The sequence below is a fragment of the Microbacterium gallinarum genome, assembly GCF_014837165.1.
Lineage (GTDB): Bacteria > Actinomycetota > Actinomycetes > Actinomycetales > Microbacteriaceae > Microbacterium > Microbacterium gallinarum.
On the sequence record NZ_JACSPM010000005.1, the window covers coordinates 35,877 to 55,880 of the forward strand.

Below are 20,004 nucleotides of genomic sequence, written 5' to 3' on the forward strand. Positions count from 1 at the left end.
AAGCGAGGGCGCGCAGGCACAGCCGACCACCATATGAGGGCAGGGGGAATCCAAGAGCGCAAGGACCCACTATACGCCGGATGACTCGCCATGTCCAGCCGGATCCTTGACGAGCTTCGGATGCTGCGGTATAACCGCGCCGGATGGTGGACGGATGCGGCATCCCGCCCCCACAATGAGCGGATGACGCCGGGGAGTCGAGGGGGCTCGGGCGCGGCGATCCGCACGCCCGATCAGCGTCTGCGCGTGTTCGTGAGCTCGACGCTCAAGGAGCTCGAGGACGAGCGGCGTGCCGTCCGAGGGTCCGTCGAGGCGCTGCATCTCGCGCCGGTGATGTTCGAGCTGGGCGCCCGCCCGCATCCTCCGCGCGACCTCTACCGGTCGTACCTGGCGCAGAGCGACGTGTTCGTCGGCATCTACGGCGACAGCTACGGCTGGGTGGCGCCCGGCGAGGAGATCTCGGGGCTCGAAGACGAGTACCGGCTGGCCCCGCCCGGCATGCCGAAGCTCATCTACCTGCGCGAGTCGGCCGGCCGCGACGAGCGCCTCGAGGGGCTCGTGCGGCGCATCCAGGAGGACGACACCGCTTCGTACAAGGGCTTCTCGTCGCCCGACGAGCTCGCGCGGCTGGTCGAGGCCGACCTGGCGGTGCTTCTCGCCGAGCGGTTCGACGCGTCGCGGCGGGACGACCCCTCTCCCGCGCCGACGCCGACGACCCCGATGCCGGCCGCCTACACGCGCATCATCGGCCGCGAGCACGAGGTCGCGGAGGTGGTGGAGCTGCTGACCTCGGGCGCGCACCGCGTCGTGACGCTGCTCGGTCCCGGCGGCATCGGCAAGAGCCGCCTGTCGCTCGAGGTGGCGGAGGTCGCCCGCGCGCACTTCCCCGACGGCGCCGTGTTCGTCGCCCTCGAGAACGTGTTCGAGGAGAGGCTGCTCCTGCCGACCATCGCGTACGCGCTCGGCATCCGCGACGGCGGCGACCTCCCCGTCGAGGAGAGGCTCGCCCGGGCGCTGTCGACGAAGCGCATGCTGCTCGTGCTCGACAATTTCGAACAGCTCGTGGATGCCGCCGCCCAGCTGGTCGCGCTGTACACCGTCGCACCGCACACGTCGTTCCTCGTGACCAGCCGCGCGGTGCTGCGCGTGCGCGGCGAGCGCGTGTACGACGTGCCGCCGCTGCAGACCGCCGACGCGGGCGCGCCGCACTCGATGACGCGGGCGGCGCGCTCCGCGGCGGTCCAGCTCTTCGTCGAGCGGGCGCGGGCCGTGAAGCCCGACTTCGTCCTCACCGACGAGAGCACGTCGGCGGTCGTCTCGCTGTGCCGGGCGCTGGACGGCCTGCCGCTGGCGATCGAGCTCGCGGCCGCCCGCATGCGCCTGCTGACGCCCGAGCTCGTGCTGGAGCGTCTGCACGGCCCCCGGTCCGTGCTGCGCGATGCGGCGCGCGACGTGCCGGAGCGCCAGCGCACGCTGCGCGCCACGATCGACTGGTCAGCGGGGCTGCTGCGCCCCGACGAGCGCGCGATGCTGTGCGATCTGGGGGTGTTCTCGGCGGGGTTCACGCTCGAGGCGGTGGAGTCGGTCGCGGCGGGCCGCCCATGGGAGCCGCGCGCCGTCGACGCCCTCGAGGTGCTCATCGACAACTCGCTCGTCGCCCAGTCGGAGGTCGACGGCCACGCGGTCTTCACGATGCTCGTCACCGTGCGCGAGTACGCCGTGGACCACTTGCGCGAGACGGGCGACGAGCGCCGGATGCGCGACTCTCATGCCCGGTACTTCCTCGAGCTCGCCCGTCGCGTCGCCCCCTCCCTCGGCGGGGCCGATCAGCGCAGCGCGACCCGCCGGCTCGACCTGGAGCGCGGCAACCTCCGCACCGCCGTCCGCCACTTGATCTCGGTCGGCGACGCCGACGCCGCGACCGAGATCGCGTGGCGGCTGTACATCTACTGGTGGCTGCGCGGCTATTTCTACGAGGTGCGGGTGTGGATGGAGGAGCTGCTGGGTGCGGCATCCGACATGTCTCCTCACGCTCGCGCGGTAGCCCGCTTCTACTTCCTCTGGTCGGAGATGTGGCGGACCGACGAGCGCGACGGCGTCGTGGGCGGCCTGCTCGAGTCGGCCGCGCTGTTCGACGAGGCCGGCGACGATTTCGGGGTGACCATGGCCGAGGCGACCGCGGGGCTCGCCCGGATCACGATGGGCGATCCCGACGTCGCGTCGACGGCCGTCACGCTCGAACGATGCGCCGGCCGGTTCCGCGACGGCGGGCAGCGCTGGGGGCAGGTGCTCGCGCTCATCGCGCTCGGCAGGCTCGAGTGGGCGCTGGACGACCCCGAGGGTGCGGCGCGGCGCTTCGCCGAGGCTGCCACGGCCGCGCGCGAGGGCGGGGGCATCTTCGGGCTCTCGGTCGCCACGCATCATCTGGCCCGCGCGCGCCTGCTGGCGGGGGAGACGGATGCCGCGGCCTTCGGCTTCACGGAGGCGATGCGCATGTCGATGGAGCTCGATCACGACGAGGGCATCGCCTACGCCATCGAGGGTCTGTCGGCTGTCGCCTCGCTGCGCGGAGACGTCGAGACCGCCGCCCTGCTCGCCGGCGCCGCGGAGAGCACGCGCGAGCGGCTGACGATGTTCGACGCACCTCAGTTCGTCTTCCACCTGCGCTATCTCGCGGCCGCCGGCGGCGGGGGACCGGAGGTGGAAGAGGCGATCGCGCGCGGACGCACCTGGTCGCCTCGCGAGGCCGCCTCCTTCGCGGTACGCCGCGTGCCGGCCGTCGTGCGCGCCGGCGTGGAGACGGGCACCGGAGCGGCGCGGGCTGCGGCAGAATCCGGATAGCGCGATCCGGTCGGTGCGTGCAGATCGAGGACACCCGGCCGCGGCGCCGCGCGAATGTCTGGCGCGACCGGCCGCTCCGGGTCCAAGATGTCGTCATGACTGGGGAGTCGTTCCCCGCGATCCGCACTCCCGATCAGCGGATCCGGGTGTTCGTCAGTTCGACCCTGCGCGAACTGGCCGACGAGCGCCGCGCCGTTCGCGCCGCGATCGAGCGGATGCGCCTCGCCCCCGTGATGTTCGAACTCGGCGCCCGCCCCCACCCTCCCCGCGAGCTCTACCGCTCCTACCTCTCCCAAAGCGACGTGTTCGTCGGCATCTACGGCTCCAGCTACGGCTGGGTCGCCCCCGACGAAGAGATCTCCGGCCTCGAGGACGAGTACAACCTCGCCCCCAAGACCATGCCCAAACTCATCTACATCAAGAACGCCGACACCCGAGACGAACGCCTCGCCGACCTCATCGCCCGCATCCAAGCCGACGACACCGCCGCCTACCTCCACTTCCACTCACCCGAAGACCTCGAAGACCACGTCGCCGACGACCTCGCGATGCTCCTCGCCGAACGGTTCGACCAGTCGCAGCCGCCGGCAGCGGTCACCATCGCCGAGGCATCGGAGTCGCTGCGGGCACGCGTGCCCGTCCCGTACACCGAGACGATCGGGCGCGACGGCGAGCTTGCCGAGCTGCGCGCCCTCCTCGGCTCGGGCGACCATCGCGTCGTGAGCCTCATCGGCCCCGGCGGCATCGGCAAGTCGCGACTGGCGATCGAGGCCGCCCAGGCGAACGCCGATCTCTTCCCCGACGGAGTGTTCTTCGTTCCACTCGAAGGCGTGCTCGAGGCGAACCTGCTGCTGCCGACGATCGCCTACATCCTCGGCGTGCGCGACACCGGCGGCGGCACCCTCGAGGAGCGCATCGCCGGCGCCCTCGGGCAGCGGCGCGTGCTCCTCGTCCTCGACAACTTCGAGCAGCTGATCGACGAGGCTCCGGTGCTCGTGCAGCTGTTCACCCTCGCGCCGCGCGCGGTCTTCCTCGTCACCAGCCGTGTCGTGCTGCGCATCCGGGGCGAGCAGGTCTTCGACGTGGACGCGCTCTCCGCGCCCGACGAGGGCGCGCCGGCCACGCTCGACCGCGCCCTCTCATCCTCGGCCTGCCTACTGTTCGCCGAGCGCGCCCAGGCGGCGAAGCCGGGGTTCGAGCTCAGCGCCGAGAACGCTCCGGACGTCATCCACATCTGCCGGCGACTCGACGGGCTGCCGCTGGCGATCGAGCTCGCGGCTGCGAAGCTGCGGATCCTCACCGCGCATGATGTCGCGCAGCGCCTCGACCAGAGCCTGCCGCTGCTGTCGACGTCCGCGCGGGACCTCCCCGAACGCCATCGGACGATGCGATCGACGATCGACTGGAGCGTGAGCCTCCTCTCCCCGGAGCAGCGCGACATGCTCGACGGGCTGGGCGTCTTCGCCGCCCGGTTCTCGCTGGAGGCGGTCGAGGCGATCGGCGAAGGGCGTGCGTGGGGTGACGGCGCGATCGAGACGCTCGCCGCGCTCATCGACGCGTCGCTGGTCAAGCAGATCGACATCGCCGGCCGCTCCGCCTTCTCGCTGCTGGCGATCGTGCGCGAGTACGCGGTGGAGCGCCTCGAGGAGCGCGGCGAGGCGGCCGAGATGCGGATCGCCCACGGCAGGTACTACCTCGACCTCGTGCGCCGGATCGCCCCGGGTCTGCGCGGCCCCCGCCAGGCGGACACCGTCGCCGAGCTCAGCCTCGAGGTGCCGAACCTCCGCGCCGCCGCCCGGCACCTGGTGCGCGCCGGGCTCCTCGACGAGGCCGCCGACTTCGCCTGGTGCCTCCTGCCGTACTGGTGGATCTCGAGCCTGTGGGCCGAGGTGCGGCTGTGGATGCTCGAGCTGCTCGCCCACGACGGCCCGCTCGACGACCGCACCCGCGCCATCGCGACGTTCTTCACGCTCTGGGGCGAGATGTGGCAGCGGCCGAGCGACCAGGTCGTCGACGGCCTGGGCGAGTGCGTGCGGCTGTTCGCGGCGAGCGGGGATCGGGATGCTGCGGCCATGGCGCAAGCGGCCAGGGCCACGACGCGCCTGCAGTTCCCCGGCCTCGACCCGGTCGCCGCCGACGCCGAACTCACCGAGGCCATCGCCACGCTCAACGAGCTCGGCAACGGCTGGGGCGAGGCTCTGGCGGAGGTGGGACTCGGCTTCCTCAGCTTCGTGCGGGGGTCGGTCGGCGATGCACGCGCCCACTTCGACCGCTCCGCCGAGATCGCCGACGCCGAGCAGGACATCTTCACCCGGGCGGTGTCGGGCAACAATCGGGCGCGCATCTTCTTCATGCTCGGCGAAGTCGACACCGCCGAGCAGGAGTACTTCCTCACGCTCGACCTGTCGGCGCGGCTGCGGTTCGCCGAGGGCGCGGCCTACGCGCTCGAGGGCATGTGCGCGATCGCGGCCGTGCGCGGCGACGCGTGGCGCGCCGGCGTCTTCGCCGCAGTCACGCGGACGATGCGCGAGACCACGGGCATCTTCGACATCGAGGGATTCGCCATTCATGTCCCACCCCTCGCGGCGCTGCGCGAGCGCGACCCGGACGGCGTCGCGGGCGGCGAGCGCGACGGCGCCGAGATGACTCCGGCGGACGCGATCCGCCTGGCGCTGCCCCAGGCGGACGCCCCGGCGAGAGAGGCTCTGCAGCGATGGTGAACCTGCAGCATCAGCATCCCGTCATCCGCACTCCCGATCAGCGGATCCGGGTGTTCGTCAGTTCGACCCTGCGCGAACTGGCCGACGAGCGCCGCGCCGTTCGCGCCGCGATCGAGCGGATGCGCCTCGCCCCCGTGATGTTCGAACTCGGCGCCCGCCCCCACCCTCCCCGCGAGCTCTACCGCTCCTACCTCTCCCAAAGCGACGTGTTCGTCGGCATCTACGGCTCCAGCTACGGCTGGGTCGCCCCCGACGAAGAGATCTCCGGCCTCGAGGACGAGTACAACCTCGCCCCCAAGACCATGCCCAAACTCATCTACATCAAGAACGCCGACACCCGAGACGAACGCCTCGCCGACCTCATCGCCCGCATCCAAGCCGACGACACCGCCGCCTACCTCCACTTCCACTCACCCGAAGACCTCGAAGACCAAGTCGCCGACGACCTCGCGATGCTCCTCGCCGAACGGTTCGACGAGTCGCAGGTCGTGGCGGATCCCGACCCGGAGGCGGCCGCGGCCGCGCTCGTCGCGCGCGTCCCCGTGCCGTACACGACCACGATCGGACGCGACGGCGACATCGCGGCGGTGCGCGACCTGCTCGCCCGCGGCACCGATCGGGTGGTGAGCCTCCTCGGACCCGGAGGCATCGGCAAGAGCCGCCTGGCGATCGAGACGGCGCTCGCCACCGAGGACCTCTTCCCCGACGGCACCTACTTCGTGCTGCTCGAGGGCGTGCTCGAGCCCGGCCTGCTGCTCCCCACGATCGCCTACCACCTCGGCATCCGCGACAACGGCGAAGCGGCGCTCGAGGAGCGCATCTCGCATGCGCTCGCCGAGCGCAAGGTGCTCGTCGTGCTCGACAACTTCGAGCAGATCGTCGAGGCCGCGCCGGTGCTCGTGCGGCTGTACACGGTGGCGCCGACGGCCACCTTCCTGGTGACGAGCCGCGTCGTCCTGCGCATCCGCGGCGAGCGCGTGTACGAGGTGCCGCCGCTCTCGACGCCGCCCGGCAACAACCCTGCGAGCGTCGACCGCGCCACCCGCTCCGCCGCGGTCTCGCTCTTCCTCGACCGCGCCCAGGCCGTGAAGCCCGGGTTCGAGGTGACGGCGGAGAACGCCGCCGACCTCGCCGACATCTGCCGACAGCTCGACGGTCTGCCGCTGGCGATCGAGCTCGCGGCCGCGAAGGTGCGGATCCTCACGCCGGCCGGCATCTCCCAGCGGCTCGGGCAGAGCCTTCCCCTCCTCACCGCCGCCGTGCGCGATCTGCCCGAACGACACCGCACCATGCGGGCGACCATCGACTGGAGCGTGAGCCTGCTCCCCGACGAGCAGCGTGAGCTGCTCGAGGATCTCGGCGTGTTCGCGACGCGCTTCACGCTCGACGCCGTCGAGGCGCTGGGCGTGGGCCGGTCGTGGGAAGGGCTCGAGATCGACTCCCTCGCGGCGCTCGTCGACGCATCGCTCGTGAAGCAGACCGAGATGGGCGGGCGGTCGGTGTTCTCTCTGCTCGCGATCGTGCGCGAGTACTCGCTCGGACGCCTCAAAGCCCGCGGTGAAGCGGACCGGGTGCGCGCCGCACACGCCGACTACTACTTCGACCTCGTGCGCCGCGTGGCTCCGGGCCTGGGTGGGCAGGCGCAGGCGGAGGCGGTCGTGCAGCTCGGCCTCGAGCTGCCCAACCTGCGCGCCGCCGTGCGGCATCTGATCTACACCGATCGACTCGACGACGCGGGTGACTTCGCATGGTGCCTGCTCATCTACTGGTGGATCTCGGGGTTCTTCGCCGAGGTGCGGCTGTGGATGCTCGAGCTGCTCGACAAGCAGCACGACCGCCCCATCACGCAGCACACGCGGGCGGTGGCGTGGTTCCTCGCGCTGTGGGGCGAGATGTGGCAGCGGCCCAGCGAGCAGGTGGTCGCCGGGCTCGGTGAGTGCGTGCGGCTCTTCACCGAGAGCGGTGATGAGGGCGCCGCCGCCATGGCCCTCGCCGCCCGGGCGACGGCGCGCGTGCAGCTGCGCGATCCCAACATCGCCAAGGCGGAGAAGGAGCTCCGCAAGGCGGTCGCGAAGCTGCGGGAGTTCGGCAACGACTGGGCGGAGGCGATCACCGAGGTGTCGCTCGGCCGCCTCGCCTGGGTGCGGGGAGAGACCGACACCGCGCTCGGGCACTTCGACCGCGCGACCGAACTCGCCTCCGCCGGCGGCGACATCTTCACGACCTCCGTGGCGGGCAACCTCCGGTCCCGCCTGAACTTCCAGCTGGGCAACATCGAGGAGGCCGAGCGCGAGTTCATCCTTACGCTCCTGCTGTCGGTGCGTCTGCACTACGAGGAGGGCGTCGCGTACAGCCTCGAAGGCATCTGCGCGGTCGCCGCCGCCCACGGCGAGGCCTGGCGCGCGTCGGCGCTGGCCGTCGCCGCCGGGGTGATCCGCCGGCGCATCGGCATCTTCGACGTCGGCGCCTTCACGGTGCACACGCCGTACCTCGACATCCTGCGCGGCCGCGATCCCGACAGCGTCGCCGCCGGCGAGGCGGCGGGGGCCGAGCTGAGCGTGCCCGAGGCGGTGCGCCTCGCCCTTCCCGAGAGCGAGCACCACGGCGTGGCCGAGGCGCTCCGTCACTGGTGACCGAGCGGTCCGCTACTCGGTTCTGCGGGCGTGGCGGAAGCGGATGCGGGTGCCGGGCCGTGCCTGCGCGACGAGGTCGAGCGAGGCATCCGTCACCACCGCGATGACGGGGTAGCCGCCCGTCACCGGACCGTCGGCGAGGAGGATCGTCGGCCGGCCGCTCGGCGGCACCTGCAGCGCCCCCGCGACCATGCCCTCGCTGGGCAGCTCCCCCGTGCGCGCGCGCACGAGCTCGGGGCCGTCGAGCCGCGCGCCCACGCGGTCGGCGTGGTTCGACACCGTCCAGACCGACTCGTACAGGGCCGTCAGCGCCTCGGGCGCGAACCAGTCCGTGCGCGGCCCGGGCGCGAGCTCGATCTCCAGCTCGTCGTCGTGCGGCGCCCCCCACGGTGCGAGCAGGCTGGGGGGAATGGGAGCGGATGCCCCGTCCGCGACGCCCACCGGGGTGCCGGCGCGCAGCGGCTCGGGCCCGAGCCCCGCCATCACATCGGTCGACCGGGAGCCGAGCGCGGTGCGGCCCTCCAGCCCACCGCGGACGGCGAGGTACGCCCGCGCGCCGTGCGCGAACCAGTCGATGTGCAGCTCGCCGCCGCCCGGCCACTCATGCGCTTCGTATGGATCGAGCTCGCGGCCGTCCAGGAGCACCGGTCCCCACGCGCCGGTGACCGCGAACCACAGGTCGCGCCGGGCGACCGCGCGGAAGCCGCCCATCGTGATCTCGATCCCGGTCGCATCCTCGGGATTGCCGACCAGCCGATGCGCGGTCCGCAGCGCGGTGCGATCGAGCGCGCCCGAGCCCGCGACGCCCAGCGCCGCGGCGCCGGATCGGCCGGCATCCTGCAGAGTCGCCAGCAGTCCCGGCTCGGTGACGACGAAGCCGGGGGCCACCGACCCCGACGTCGCTGTCGCGCGCGACGCTGCGAGCGGGGCGAGTTCCGGCACAGCGCGGAACCGCACGCGCATGCCCGGCGCGAGCAGCGCGGGGGACGCGGCATCCGGATCGAACAGCGGCGCTGCCGTGCGACCGATCAGCCGCCAGCCGCCCGGGGTCTCGCGCGGGTACGCTCCCGCGAAGCCCGCGGCGAGACCGACCGCGCCGACGGGCACCCTCGTGCGCGGAGTGGCCAGGCGGGGGACGTGGTACGGCCAGTCGTCGCTGACGAGGTACCCGAATCCCGGCGCGAAGCCCGTGAAGGCCACGGTCCAGTCGGCACCGGTGTGCCGCCGGACGAGCTCCTCGGGCGTCAGGCCCAGCAGGGCGGCGGTGCCGGCGAGGTCGTCGCCGTCGTATGCGACCTCGACCTCGACGGTCGAGTCGGCCCCTGCGGTGTGCTGCTCCGCGGCTGCGGCCGTGCGCTCGGCCCACGTCCGCGCCGCCGACAGGGCGATCGCACGCGGGTCGACCCGCACCAGCACGGTGCGGGCGGCGGGGACGAGGTCGATCACGCCGTCGGGGCGGGATGCCTCGAGCCCGGCGTGCAGGGTCAGCACGTCATCGAGCGTCGTGGTCTCGAGCAGGAACGCGCGCTCGCCGACCGGCCGCACCCGCACGCTCACCACGGCGCGCGCACCTCGATGCCGGCGTCGTCGAGTGCGGCCCGCACCGCCCGCGCCATCTCGACCGCCGACGGCGTGTCGCCGTGCAGGCACAGCGACACGGCGCGCGCCTCGATGAGAGAGCCGTCGACGGCCTGCACGACGCCGTCGCGCACGAGGCGCACGGCGCGATCGGCCACCGCAGACGCGTCGTCGAGCAGAGCGCCCGGCGATGTGCGGGCGACGAGCCCGCCGTCGGGGGCGTAGCCGCGGTCGAGGAACGCCTCCCGGACGAACGGAAGACCCACGGATGCCGCGGCCGTCGCGATCTCGCCGCCCAGACCCAGCACGGGCAGCGCCCGCCCGATCAGGTCAGACTGGTCGGCGATGGCGCGGACCACCGCATCGGCCTGCCGGCGGTCCGCGGTGACGGCGTGGTACAGCGCGCCGTGCGGCTTGACGTAGCGCACCTCGGCGCCGGCGGCGATGAGCGCGCCGAGCTGCACGGCGACCTCCGCCGCGAGCAGGTCGGGAGCGATCGCGATCGCCGTGCGGCCGAAGTCGGCGCGGTCGGGGTAGGCCGGATGCGCGCCGACGGCGACGCCGAATCGGGCGGCCCGCTCGACCGCCTCGCGCATGGATGCGGCATCCCCCGCATGCCCGCCGCAGGCGACGCTCGCGCTCGAGATCACCGCGAACATGGCCTCGTCGTCCGCAGTGGGCACGCCGTCGACGGTCTCGCCGAGGTCCGCGTTCAGGTCGATCGCCGCCATGCCTCCACGGTAACCCCGCCGGATCGTGCCGCGCCGGGCGTTACGACTCCGTAAAGGCTGTGCACGGACGCGTGCACGACAGCCCCGTGGGAGGCAGGATGGACGAATGGCCCGCTCCACCGAACGTCCCGCGGCCGGGACGCCGCTCCTCCAGGTCCGCGACGTCGGCGTCGAGTTCCGCACCATCGATGGTCCGGTGCACGCCGTCGAGGAAGTCGACCTCGACCTCGCCGCGGGCGAGACCCTCGCCATCGTGGGCGAGTCCGGATCGGGCAAGTCGACGACGGCGATGGCGATCATCGGGCTCCTCCCCGGCAACGGCAAGGTCACCAAGGGCAGCATCCTGTTCGAGGGCGAAGACCTCGTCGGGGCACCCGAGAGCGTCATGCGCACCGTGCGAGGCGGCTCGATCGGCCTCGTGCCGCAGGACCCGATGTCGAACCTCAACCCGGTCGTGAAGATCGGCACGCAGATCGCCGAGACGCTGCTCGCCCACGGGCTCGCCACGCGGAAGAACGTCGACCAGCGCGTCGTGGAGACCCTCGCCGCCGCCGGCCTGCCGAACGCCGCCGACCGGGCGAAGCAGTACCCCCACGAGTTCTCGGGCGGCATGCGCCAGCGCGCGCTGATCGCGATCGGCCTGGCCTGCAACCCCAAGCTGCTCATCGCCGACGAGCCGACGAGCGCCCTCGACGTGACGGTGCAGAAGACCATCCTCGACCAGCTCGACCGCATGACGAGCGACCTCGGCACGGCCGTCCTGCTCATCACCCACGACCTGGGGCTCGCCGCCGAGCGCGCCTCGCGCGTGGTCGTGATGAATCGCGGACGCATCGTCGAGCAGGGCCCCGCCCGTCAGATCCTCGAGGACCCGCAGCAGCCGTACACGCAGGCGCTCGTGAAGGCGGCGCCCTCCGTGGCGGCCGTGCGTCTTCGGCCGGAGGTGTTCCGGAAGACGACGACGTCGCCCGTCGACACGGTGGTGCCCGACGCCGCCCCCGCCGCGACGACCGAGCCGCGCAGTCCCGAAGAACCCGCGGCCGCGGCATCCGCTCCCGACAACATCGTCGAGGTCGAGGGGCTGACCAAGGTCTACAAGGTGCGCGGCAGCAAGGAGGACTTCACGGCCGTCGACGACGTGTCCTTCGCGATCCCCCGGGGCGAGACCGTGGCCATCGTGGGCGAGTCCGGATCGGGCAAGACCACGACCGCGCGCATGATGCTCAAGGTGGTCGAGCCGACCAGCGGGTCGATCCGCTTCGACGGTCAGGACGTCGCCGCGCTCAAGGGCCGCGACCTGCGGCAGTTCCGCCAGCGCGTGCAGCCGATCTTCCAGGACCCGTACTCGTCGCTGAACCCGATGTTCTCGATCGAGCGCATCATCTCCGAGCCTCTCGAGTTCTACCGGCGCGGGTCGGGCAAGGAGCGCGCGGCGCGCGTGCGTCAGCTGCTCGACGACGTCGCGCTGCCGCAGTCGATGCTCCGGCGGTACCCGTCCGAGCTGTCCGGCGGCCAGCGGCAGCGCGTCGCGATCGCCCGCGCGCTCGCGCTCTCGCCCGACCTGATCGTGTGCGACGAGCCGGTGTCGGCGCTCGATGTGCTCGTGCAGGACCAGGTCCTGCGCCTGCTGCGCGACCTCCAGCAGGAGTACGGCCTGAGCTACCTGTTCATCTCGCACGACCTCGCGGTGGTGCGCCTGATCAGCGACTACGTCTGCGTCATGAAGGACGGCGCGCTGGTCGAGGCGGCGTCCAGCGAGGAGATCTTCACCAACCCGCGCGATCCGTACACGCGCCGGCTGCTGGCGTCGATCCCCGGCAACGAGCTCGACATCGCCGTCTGACGCATCTCGCCTGCGACACGACCCCCGGAACCGCAGCGGTTCCGGGGGTCGTTCGCGTCGGGCTCAGCTCGCGCGTGCGAACTCAGCGCTTGCGGGTGCGGGGGTCCATCGCCTCGCGCAGCGCCTCGCCGAGCAGCGTGAAGCCGAGGGCGGTGATCATGATGCAGATGCCGGGCAGGAAGGCGAGCCACGGCGCGATCGCGAGCTCCGCCTGGGCATACGTGAGCATGCGTCCCCACTCCGCCGTCTCGGGGCGGCCGCCGCCGAGGCCGAGGAACGACAGGGCTGCGGCCTCGATGACCGCCGTGGCGAGGCTCAGCGTGCCCTGCACGATGACGGGACCGACCGAGTTGGGCAGCACGTGGTTCATCGTGATCCGGCCGCGACCGAGCCCGAGGGTCTGCGCCGAGAGCACGTAGTCGGCGCTCCGCTGCTGGAGCATCGACGACCGCAGGAGGCGCGCGAAGACAGGCACCTGCGCGACACCGATGGCGATCATGACCGAGAACGGAGTCTGGCCGAGCAGGGCCGCGATGGAGACGGCGAGCAGGAGGCTCGGCACCGACAGCAGGATGTCGACGAAGCGCATCAGGATGTTGTCGACCTGGCCGCCGAACATGCCGGCGATGAACCCGATCAGCATGCCGCCGATCAGACCGAACGCGGTCGACACGACGCCGATGATGAGCGACGCCTGAGCGCCCCAGATGAGCTTCGACAGCACGTCACCGCCGAAGCGGTCGAGGCCGAGCGGGAACTGCGGCAGGTCACCGGGGCCGGGGATGTGGGTCGGCGTGATGTACGCCTGACCCGGGAGCGCATTCGGGGGGTACGGGGCGAGCCACGGAGCCAGGATGGCCACGAGGACGAAGAAGAAGACGATGATTCCGCCGACCCAGGCCGAGGGGTTGTGCAGCAGGCGGCGGAAGACGTCGCGCCAGAAGCCACCGCCGCCCGTGCGTGCGCCGAGCAGTTCGCCGTCGGTGATCGCCGTGTCGTCGACGGGGCCGCCGGAAGGGGCGGGAGGCAGCATTGCAGAGGTCATGCGGGACCTCCCGCAGTGAGAGTCACCGTGGCCATGCGGGACCTCCCGCCGTTTGCGTGGAGCGTGATCATGAGACCCTCACTCTCGGATCGATGAAGCTGTAGGACACGTCGACCGCCAGGTTGATGAGGGCGTAGCCGATCGCGATGAAGATGATGAAGCCCTGCAGCACGGCGTAGTCGCGCTCGAAGATCGCGTCGGCCATGAACTGCCCGACGCCGGGATACGCGAACACCTTCTCCGTGAGGACCGCACCGGAGATCAGCAGGCCGGTCTGCAGGCCGACGGTCGTCACCACGGGGAGCATCGCGTTGCGGAGGATGAAGCGATTGCGGATCGTGCCCTGCGACACGCCCTTCGCGCGGCCGGTGCGCACGTAGTCGGAGTTCTGCACCTCGAGCACCGAGGCGCGGGTGATGCGCACGATGATCGCGAGCGGGATCGTGCCCAGCGCGATCGCCGGGAGGATCAGGTGGAGGATCGCATCCCAGGCGGCGTCGAACTCTCCCGTGAGGATGCCGTCGAGCACGTAGAAGCCCGTGGGATGCGTCGCATCGATGCGAGGGTTCTGGCGTCCGTCGGAGGGGAGCCAGCCGAGCTGCACGGCGAAGACGTACTTGAGGATGAAGGCGAGGAAGAACACCGGGATCGTGATGCCGATGAGGCTCGCGACGACGGCGAAGTGGTCGGCGGCCCTGCCGTGGCGGCGGGCGGCCCAGTAGCCGAGCGGGATGCCGAACCCGACGGCGAAGATGAGCGCCGCGATCGCGAGCTCGAGCGTTGCCGGGAAGCGGAGCGCGAACTCCTCGAGCACGAGCCGGCCCGACATGATCGACGCGCCGAAGTTGCCCTGGAACAGCGAGGCGATCCAGGTGAAGTACTGCTCGATCAGAGGCCGGTCGAACCCGTAGAGCTCGTTGATCCGCTCGATGGCCTCGGGCGTCGCCTTCTCACCGAGGATGGCGACCGCGGGGCCGCCCGGGAGGGAGCGCACCCAGAGGAACAGCAGGATCGACAGGCCGAACAGGGTGGGGATGAGATACAGGACTCGTTTGCCGATGACGCGCAGCACTACACAAGACTCCGGGTTCCAGGATGAGAGGGGAACGCGGATGCCGCGGGTCGGGCGTGTGCCCTACCCGCGGCATCCGTCAGCTCGTCACTCGGTGAGGACGATCTGGTTGAACACCTCGTCGTTGACCGGGCTGGCCGGGTACGACTCGACGCGCGGGTCGAAGGCCAGCGACGGAGCGGGGTGGGCCAGCGGGACGCCGGGGTTGAACTCCGCGATCATCTCGTTGATGGCCAGGTACTGCGCCGTCTGCTCCTCGATGTCGGCCGTGCCGCGGGCCTCGGTCAGCGCCTCGAACAGCTCGGGGTTGTCGAAGCCCCACTCGTTCGAGGCCTGTCCGAAGAAGACGCCGACGAAGTTGTCGGTGTCGTTGTAGTCACCGGTCCAGCCGAGCAGGTGCAGACCGTGGTCCGCGCCGCCCTGGATGCGGTCGAGGTACGCCGGGTTCCACTCGTTGCCGGCCGGGGTGACCGTGATGCCCACGGCCTCGAGCTGCGAGGCCAGGTTCGTGAAGATCTGCTCCGGGTTGGGCATGTACGGACGCGACACGTTCGTCGGGTAGTTGAACATGAGGGTCAGGCCGTCGGGGTAGCCCGCCTCGGCGAGCAGCTCCTTGGCGCGCTCCGGGTCGTAGTCGTACGTCGTGACGTCCTCGTTCCAGCCGGTGACCACCGGCGGGATGAACTGCGACGCGACCTCGGTGCCCTCGGGCAGGACCTGGGTGACCAGGGCCTCCTTGTCGATGGCGTGGTGGATCGCCTGGCGCACGAGCGGGTTCGCGAGCTCCGGAACGGCCTGGTTCATGCCGAGGTAGAGGATCGTGAACGGGTCGCGCTGCATGACGTTGTAGCCGGCCTCCTCGAGTGCGGCGGTGTCGGCGGGGGCGACGAGGTCGTAGCCGTCGATGCTGCCCGACTCGAGCGCCTGACGGCGCGCGGTGGTGTCGGTGATGGTGCGGAAGATGATCTCCTCCACCTGGCCCTGCTCGCCCCAGTACTCGGGGTAAGCCGTGAGGGTGACCTGCTCGCCCGGCGCCCACTCGTCGAAGACGAACGGACCGGTGCCGGTCGGGTGCGCGTTGGCGTACTCGCTGAGCGTGGGGGACTCCTCCGTGCCGCCGACGCCGTCGGCGTCGTACTCGGCGAGAGCCGTCGGGCTCTGCATCGAGAAGGCGGGGAGCGACAGCGCCGCGATGAAGCCGGCGAACGGCTGCGTGAGCGTGACCGTCGCGTGCGTCTCGTCGTCGGCCGTGCAGGACTCGTAGACCGCGGTCTCGGGCGAGTCGGCGAAGCCCTTGAAGAGCGAGCCGTAGTAGTACGACAGGCTCTCGGACTGGGCGAGACCGGTCCAGTTGTACCAGCGCTCGAAGTTCGCGCAGACGGCTTCGGCGTTGAAGTCGGTGCCGTCGTGGAACGTCACGCCCTCCTTCAGCGTGAAGGTGTACGACAGACCGTCCTCGGACTGCTCCCAGCTCTCGGCGAGGAGCGGAGCGGGGTCGGCCGTCCCCGGCTCGACGCCCACGAGGCCTTCGAAGATCTGACGCGCGACGCGGAAGGTCTCGCCGTCACTGGCGAAGGCGGGGTCGAGGCCCGAGGGGTCGTTGGATGCCGCGAAGACGAACGTCGAGTCGACGTCGCTCGCCTCGCCGGTCTCGTCGCCGCCGCCGCGCTCGCTGGCGCAGGCGGTGAGCACGACGGCGCCGATGGCGACCGCCGCGGCGCCCGCGAGAAGGCGCCTCTTCGAAGTGTGGAGCATGTGCTGTGCACCTTCCATGTCGTGTGGGCGCCGCTCACGGCATCGTGCAGGCGTGGCGTGGGGGTGCCCTCAGGGGGTGTGATGCATCGACGCTACCTGGACGCGGCCGCTCCGGCGGTTACACGTATGTCTCGATTCTGTTTCGACCGCGCAGACGCCCAGCAGGTCAGCGATGTGCTCGGGGAGCATGCGGTCGCGGGTGCAGATGTGTCAATCCATCCCCGGAGCGGCGGTCCGGCCGCGCTAACGTGAGGGTCATGGCGCGCGGGGGGAACGAAGCATCCGCTCCATCGGCGCGTCTGCTCGACGGGACCATCGCCTCGGTCGTCCCCTCGCCGTTCGGCGGCGGCTGGGAGCTCGACGTCGACGGCACGCCCCAGTCGCATGTCGACCTCGACGACCCCACCCACCTGCACTTCGAATACGTGGCGCGCATGGGTGCGGTGATCGACAGACTGCGGATGCCGGGCCAGCCGCTCACCGCGATCCATCTCGGCGCCGGCGCTCTCACGATCCCGCGGTACGTCGAGGCGACGCGGCCTGGCTCGCGGCAACAGGTCGCGGAGCTCGAGCCGGCGCTGTGGGACCTCGTGCGCGAGAATCTCCCGCTCCCGCGCGGCGCATCGATCCGCGTGCGGATCGGCGACGCCCGCGCGGTGCTGGGCCGCCTGCCCGCGGGGCTGGCCGGAGCGGCCGACCTCGTCGTCTCCGACGTCTACTCGGGCGCCCAGACCCCGGCCCACCTCACCACCGTGGAGTTCTACACCGAGGCTGCGCGGTTCCTCGCCCCCGACGGCGTGCTGCTGGTCAACGTCGCCGACGGCGCCGGGCTCGCGTTCGCCCGCCGCCAGGTCGCGACCGTCGCGGCGGTGCTCGAGCACGTCATCGTGCTCGCCGAGGTGCAGACGCTGAAGGGCCGCCGCTTCGGCAACCTCGTGATCGCGGCATCCCGAGCTCCCCTCCCCACCGAGTGGCTGCCCCGTCTCATGGCGGCCGGCCCCCACCCGGCGAAGGTGGCGCAGGGCGCCGAGGTCGTCGAGTTCGCCCGCGGCGCCCGGGTCGCGACCGACGGCGACGCCACGGACTCGCCGAAGCCGTCGTCGTCGCTGTTCGACCGCTGACCGTCGCTTTCGACGGCGGTGGGATGCCGCGCCCCGGCGTGGCACGGCCGGACAGCGCTCGCCCGGCGGCACACTGGATCCAGCGAGCTGACCGTGTGCGAAGGGAGTCGCTGTGAGCTACATCCGCGGGTACGACCCCGACACCCTCCGCGAGAAGGTGGATCCTCGTCAGTGCAAGGAGCGCCTCGACGAGATCGGCGAGCAGCGCAGTCTTCCGGCGCTGCTCGAGCGCGTGTGGCTGCTGAAGGTGCTCGACCGCAGCGAGGATGCCCTCGTCGTCTCGGAGCAGTCGGTGCGCGTGGCCCGCATGGCCGGCACCCGCAAAGACCTGCTGCGCGCCCGGATCCTGCACGCCTCGGTGCTGCAGGCACGCGGTGCGTACGCCGCCGCCGACCAGGAGCTCACGACCTGCGCCGAAGAGGCTGACGGCCAGGGCTGGACCGGCATCGCCGCGTTCGCCTACCAGCACCGCGGCCGCACGCACTACGAAGCCGGCGACTACGAATCGGCGCGGCGGGACTTCAAGCGGGCGCTCTTCCTGCGCCAGGAGTCCGGCGCCCCCGACGACCAGCTCGAGTCCACGCTGCTCGCGATCGATGCCGCCGACCGGCGCCGGGCCGCGGCATCCGTCGCCAGCTGACTGTCACAGCCACCCCCTACTCTCGCGTTCATGTCGGACCTGCATCGCGTGCGCCTCTGGGCTGAGGCGCTCATCTCGACCCACCTCGATGACTCGTGGTCGTTCGGGTTCGACAACGCCAAGCGCCGTGCCGGGCTGTGCGACTACACGAGCCGTCGCATCAGCGTCTCCCGCTACCTCGCGGCACGCCACGACGACGACACCAACCACCAGACGCTGCTGCACGAGGTGGCCCACGCGCTCGCCGGGCCCGCCGCCGGCCACGGCGCCAAGTGGAAGGCCGTCGCCCGCGACCTCGGCTACGTGGGCGGCACCACGCACACCGGCGAGACGGCCACCGACCTGGCGCCGTGGGTGGGCGTCTGCCCAGCCGGGCACGTCGCGTACCGGCACCGGCGCGCCACCCGCCCCACCTCGTGCGCGAAGTGCGCGCCGCGCTTCGACGAGCGGTTCGCCTTCACGTGGACGCGGCGCGAGATCACTCCGGCGACGCGCCTGGCGGCGATGACCCCGCGCTGACCCGGCGGGCTTCGGGAGTCGCGGCGAACCCGCGACGCTGGTATCCCGGCGTGCGCGTCCCGGCGTGCCCGTCCCGGCGCCCTCGTCCCGGCGCGACGCGCGGGGTCAGAAGGCCCCGAACACGCCCTCGCGAAGGACGGGGACGACGGATGCCGCGTCCACGGCGGCCGCGGCGAGCACCTCGTCACGCCGTCCCGACGCCTCGAGCTCGCGGCCGGAGCCGCTCGCGGTGACGAGGTGCCGGACGGCGCCGCGCAGCGCCCGGAACCCTTCGCCCGCGACCGCGGCGTCAGGCGACGAGTGGTCGATGCCGAGTTCGGCGAGCGCGTCGACGACGGCTCCCGCACCGAGCAGGTCTTCGACGGCGAAGCGCAGCGGGGCGACGGCATCGGCCGAGACGCGCTCCCCGCAGGCGATGACGGCGATGCTCGTGCGGTCGCCGCGCTCGTGCTGGATCGCCATGATCGCCCGCGCCACGGCCGACGCGTTGCGCAGCCCGCCCAGCAGCACGGTGGCGCCCGATCCGGCGGCGGCCTCGGCGACGACCGCGCCGTTGAGGGAGACGGCGTGGGCCGCGGCATCCAGTTCCACCGTCCTGCCGTTCTCGACGGCCTGGATGACCGTCGACGAGAAGCGGAGCACGTCGACCACCACGATGACGTCGCTCGGAGCGACGCGCACGAGACCGTCGACACCCCAGTCGAGACGCACCTGGTAGGAGGACTGGTCGAACAGGTGGCCGGGCATCCGTCCAGCGTACGGCGGCGTGTGTCACAACTCCGCCTCGCCGGGGCGCCCGCCCGCCGCCACCCGCATGGATACGGCACCGGCGGCACGGCCGAGCCGGTGCCAGGCGGAGTCACCGCACGGCAGGCGGCCCGGCCAACCCCGACCAGCCCCGGCCCACCCCGACCCGCCCCGGCCCACCCCGACCCGCCCGCGGCGCACGGTGCGAGACTGGAGCATGCGCATCCTGCTCAAGCTCGTGATCGACTGCGACGCCGACGCCGCGTGGCGGGCCCTCCACTCCCCCCGCGCGGTCGCCGAGCTCTACGGCCCCGCGCTCGGACTCGAGCCGCTCGTACCCGACGGGCTTCCGACTTCCTGGTCGCCCGGCGACGACGTGCCGGTGCAGCTGTCGGCCTTCGGCGTGCCGTCCGGCCGCCAGCTGATCCACGTGAGCGAACGTGTGATCGACGAGCCGGCGGGCCCGGTGCGCATCTTCCGCGACAGCGGCATCCCGCTCACGGGACCGCTCGCCAGCCTCGACGTGTGGGACCACCAGATGGCCGTCTCGCCCGCGCCGGGCGATCCGTCCAAGACGCTCTGGCGCGATCGGCTCGTCATCGGCGGGCCGACGGCGCCCGCACTGTGGCCGGTGCTGTGGGGCATGTGGCAGTGGCGCGGGGCGCGCATCCGCGCCCTCGCGCCGACCTGGGCGCACGACCCCGCGGCCGACGCCGACGCCGACGCCGACGTCGCGACCTGACGTCGGCGTCCCCACCC

General features: G+C 72.0%; 14 protein-coding genes. 8 read left to right on the forward strand and 6 right to left on the reverse strand.

Annotation, left to right across the window (positions count from 1 at the left end; all coding sequences use genetic code 11):
- The first annotated feature begins 90 nt into the window (after nucleotides 1-90).
- The 3 genes from H9622_RS13640 (at nucleotide 91) to H9622_RS13650 (ending at nucleotide 8,194) form a co-directional block, all read left to right on the forward strand.
- Complete coding sequence (locus tag H9622_RS13640; RefSeq protein WP_191766971.1) at nucleotides 91-2,841, forward strand: ATP-binding protein; 2,751 nt, start codon at nucleotides 91-93, stop codon at nucleotides 2,839-2,841.
- 95 nt (nucleotides 2,842-2,936) lie between these two features.
- Nucleotides 2,937-5,561 carry a DUF4062 domain-containing protein gene (locus H9622_RS13645; RefSeq protein ID WP_191766972.1) on the forward strand — a complete coding sequence of 875 codons (2,625 nt, stop codon included), beginning with the start codon at nucleotides 2,937-2,939 and terminating at the stop codon, nucleotides 5,559-5,561.
- Complete coding sequence (locus H9622_RS13650) at nucleotides 5,555-8,194, forward strand: DUF4062 domain-containing protein (RefSeq protein ID WP_191766973.1); 2,640 nt, start codon at nucleotides 5,555-5,557, stop codon at nucleotides 8,192-8,194. Before H9622_RS13645 ends, H9622_RS13650 begins: the two co-directional genes overlap by 7 nt.
- A 12-nt stretch (nucleotides 8,195-8,206) precedes the next feature.
- Here H9622_RS13650 and H9622_RS13655 read toward each other — a convergent pair whose 3' ends face one another.
- A complete protein-coding gene (locus tag H9622_RS13655; protein WP_191766974.1) occupies nucleotides 8,207-9,754 on the reverse strand; it encodes a 5-oxoprolinase subunit B/C family protein in 1,548 nt (515 codons plus the stop codon).
- Nucleotides 9,748-10,503: a LamB/YcsF family protein gene (locus H9622_RS13660; RefSeq protein ID WP_191766975.1), complete on the reverse strand. Its 756-nt coding sequence runs from the start codon at nucleotides 10,501-10,503 to the stop codon at nucleotides 9,748-9,750. Before H9622_RS13660 ends, H9622_RS13655 begins: the two co-directional genes overlap by 7 nt.
- A gap of 106 nt (nucleotides 10,504-10,609) precedes the next feature.
- Here H9622_RS13660 and H9622_RS13665 point away from each other — a divergent pair, with 106 nt between their 5' ends.
- Nucleotides 10,610-12,346: an ABC transporter ATP-binding protein gene (locus H9622_RS13665; protein WP_191766976.1), complete on the forward strand. Its 1,737-nt coding sequence runs from the start codon at nucleotides 10,610-10,612 to the stop codon at nucleotides 12,344-12,346.
- A gap of 82 nt (nucleotides 12,347-12,428) precedes the next feature.
- Here H9622_RS13665 and H9622_RS13670 read toward each other — a convergent pair whose 3' ends face one another.
- The 3 genes from H9622_RS13670 to H9622_RS13680 form a co-directional block, all read right to left on the reverse strand.
- A complete protein-coding gene (locus H9622_RS13670; protein WP_191766977.1) occupies nucleotides 12,429-13,391 on the reverse strand; it encodes an ABC transporter permease in 963 nt (320 codons plus the stop codon).
- A 67-nt stretch (nucleotides 13,392-13,458) separates the two neighbouring features.
- On the reverse strand, nucleotides 13,459-14,463 hold the full coding sequence (locus H9622_RS13675) for an ABC transporter permease (RefSeq protein WP_191766978.1): 1,005 nt from the start codon (nucleotides 14,461-14,463) through the stop codon (nucleotides 13,459-13,461).
- 87 nt (nucleotides 14,464-14,550) lie between these two features.
- Nucleotides 14,551-16,218, reverse strand: a complete 1,668-nt coding sequence (locus H9622_RS13680; protein ID WP_191766979.1) for an ABC transporter substrate-binding protein — start codon at nucleotides 16,216-16,218, stop codon at nucleotides 14,551-14,553.
- A gap of 257 nt (nucleotides 16,219-16,475) precedes the next feature.
- On the opposite strand from H9622_RS13680, the gene H9622_RS13685 reads away from it, so the two are divergent.
- From H9622_RS13685 to H9622_RS13695, 3 genes are all read left to right on the forward strand, one after another.
- The gene (locus H9622_RS13685) at nucleotides 16,476-17,339 is read left to right on the forward strand and encodes a spermidine synthase (protein WP_191766980.1); all 864 of its coding nucleotides are present in this window, start codon (nucleotides 16,476-16,478) and stop codon (nucleotides 17,337-17,339) included.
- 112 nt (nucleotides 17,340-17,451) lie between these two features.
- The gene (locus H9622_RS13690; protein WP_191766981.1) at nucleotides 17,452-17,979 is read left to right on the forward strand and encodes a tetratricopeptide repeat protein; all 528 of its coding nucleotides are present in this window, start codon (nucleotides 17,452-17,454) and stop codon (nucleotides 17,977-17,979) included.
- A 30-nt stretch (nucleotides 17,980-18,009) separates the two neighbouring features.
- On the forward strand, nucleotides 18,010-18,498 hold the full coding sequence (locus H9622_RS13695) for a SprT-like domain-containing protein (RefSeq protein ID WP_191766982.1): 489 nt from the start codon (nucleotides 18,010-18,012) through the stop codon (nucleotides 18,496-18,498).
- A 105-nt stretch (nucleotides 18,499-18,603) separates the two neighbouring features.
- Here the strand turns inward: H9622_RS13695 and H9622_RS13700 are convergent, their stop codons facing one another.
- Nucleotides 18,604-19,245, reverse strand: coding sequence for a 2-phosphosulfolactate phosphatase (locus H9622_RS13700; protein ID WP_191766983.1), 642 nt, complete (start codon nucleotides 19,243-19,245; stop codon nucleotides 18,604-18,606).
- 217 nt (nucleotides 19,246-19,462) lie between these two features.
- Here H9622_RS13700 and H9622_RS13705 point away from each other — a divergent pair, with 217 nt between their 5' ends.
- Nucleotides 19,463-19,987 carry a hypothetical protein gene (locus tag H9622_RS13705; protein WP_191766984.1) on the forward strand — a complete coding sequence of 175 codons (525 nt, stop codon included), beginning with the start codon at nucleotides 19,463-19,465 and terminating at the stop codon, nucleotides 19,985-19,987.
- Nucleotides 19,988-20,004 lie beyond the last annotated feature (17 nt).

What these genes read in the sequence shown, in the direction of transcription:
- H9622_RS13640 (WP_191766971.1), top strand. Translation starts at nt 91, where the DNA reads ATGTCCAGCCGGATCCTTGACGAGCTTCGGATGCTGCGGTATAACCGC.
- H9622_RS13645 (WP_191766972.1), top strand. Translation starts at nt 2,937, where the DNA reads ATGACTGGGGAGTCGTTCCCCGCGATCCGCACTCCCGATCAGCGGATC.
- H9622_RS13650 (WP_191766973.1), top strand. Translation starts at nt 5,555, where the DNA reads ATGGTGAACCTGCAGCATCAGCATCCCGTCATCCGCACTCCCGATCAG.
- H9622_RS13660 (WP_191766975.1), bottom strand. Translation starts at nt 10,503, where the DNA reads ATGGCGGCGATCGACCTGAACGCGGACCTCGGCGAGACCGTCGACGGC.
- H9622_RS13665 (WP_191766976.1), top strand. Translation starts at nt 10,610, where the DNA reads ATGGCCCGCTCCACCGAACGTCCCGCGGCCGGGACGCCGCTCCTCCAG.
- H9622_RS13670 (WP_191766977.1), bottom strand. Translation starts at nt 13,391, where the DNA reads ATGACCTCTGCAATGCTGCCTCCCGCCCCTTCCGGCGGCCCCGTCGAC.
- H9622_RS13680 (WP_191766979.1), bottom strand. Translation starts at nt 16,218, where the DNA reads ATGCTCCACACTTCGAAGAGGCGCCTTCTCGCGGGCGCCGCGGCGGTC.
- H9622_RS13685 (WP_191766980.1), top strand. Translation starts at nt 16,476, where the DNA reads ATGGCGCGCGGGGGGAACGAAGCATCCGCTCCATCGGCGCGTCTGCTC.
- H9622_RS13695 (WP_191766982.1), top strand. Translation starts at nt 18,010, where the DNA reads ATGTCGGACCTGCATCGCGTGCGCCTCTGGGCTGAGGCGCTCATCTCG.
- H9622_RS13700 (WP_191766983.1), bottom strand. Translation starts at nt 19,245, where the DNA reads ATGCCCGGCCACCTGTTCGACCAGTCCTCCTACCAGGTGCGTCTCGAC.
- H9622_RS13705 (WP_191766984.1), top strand. Translation starts at nt 19,463, where the DNA reads ATGCGCATCCTGCTCAAGCTCGTGATCGACTGCGACGCCGACGCCGCG.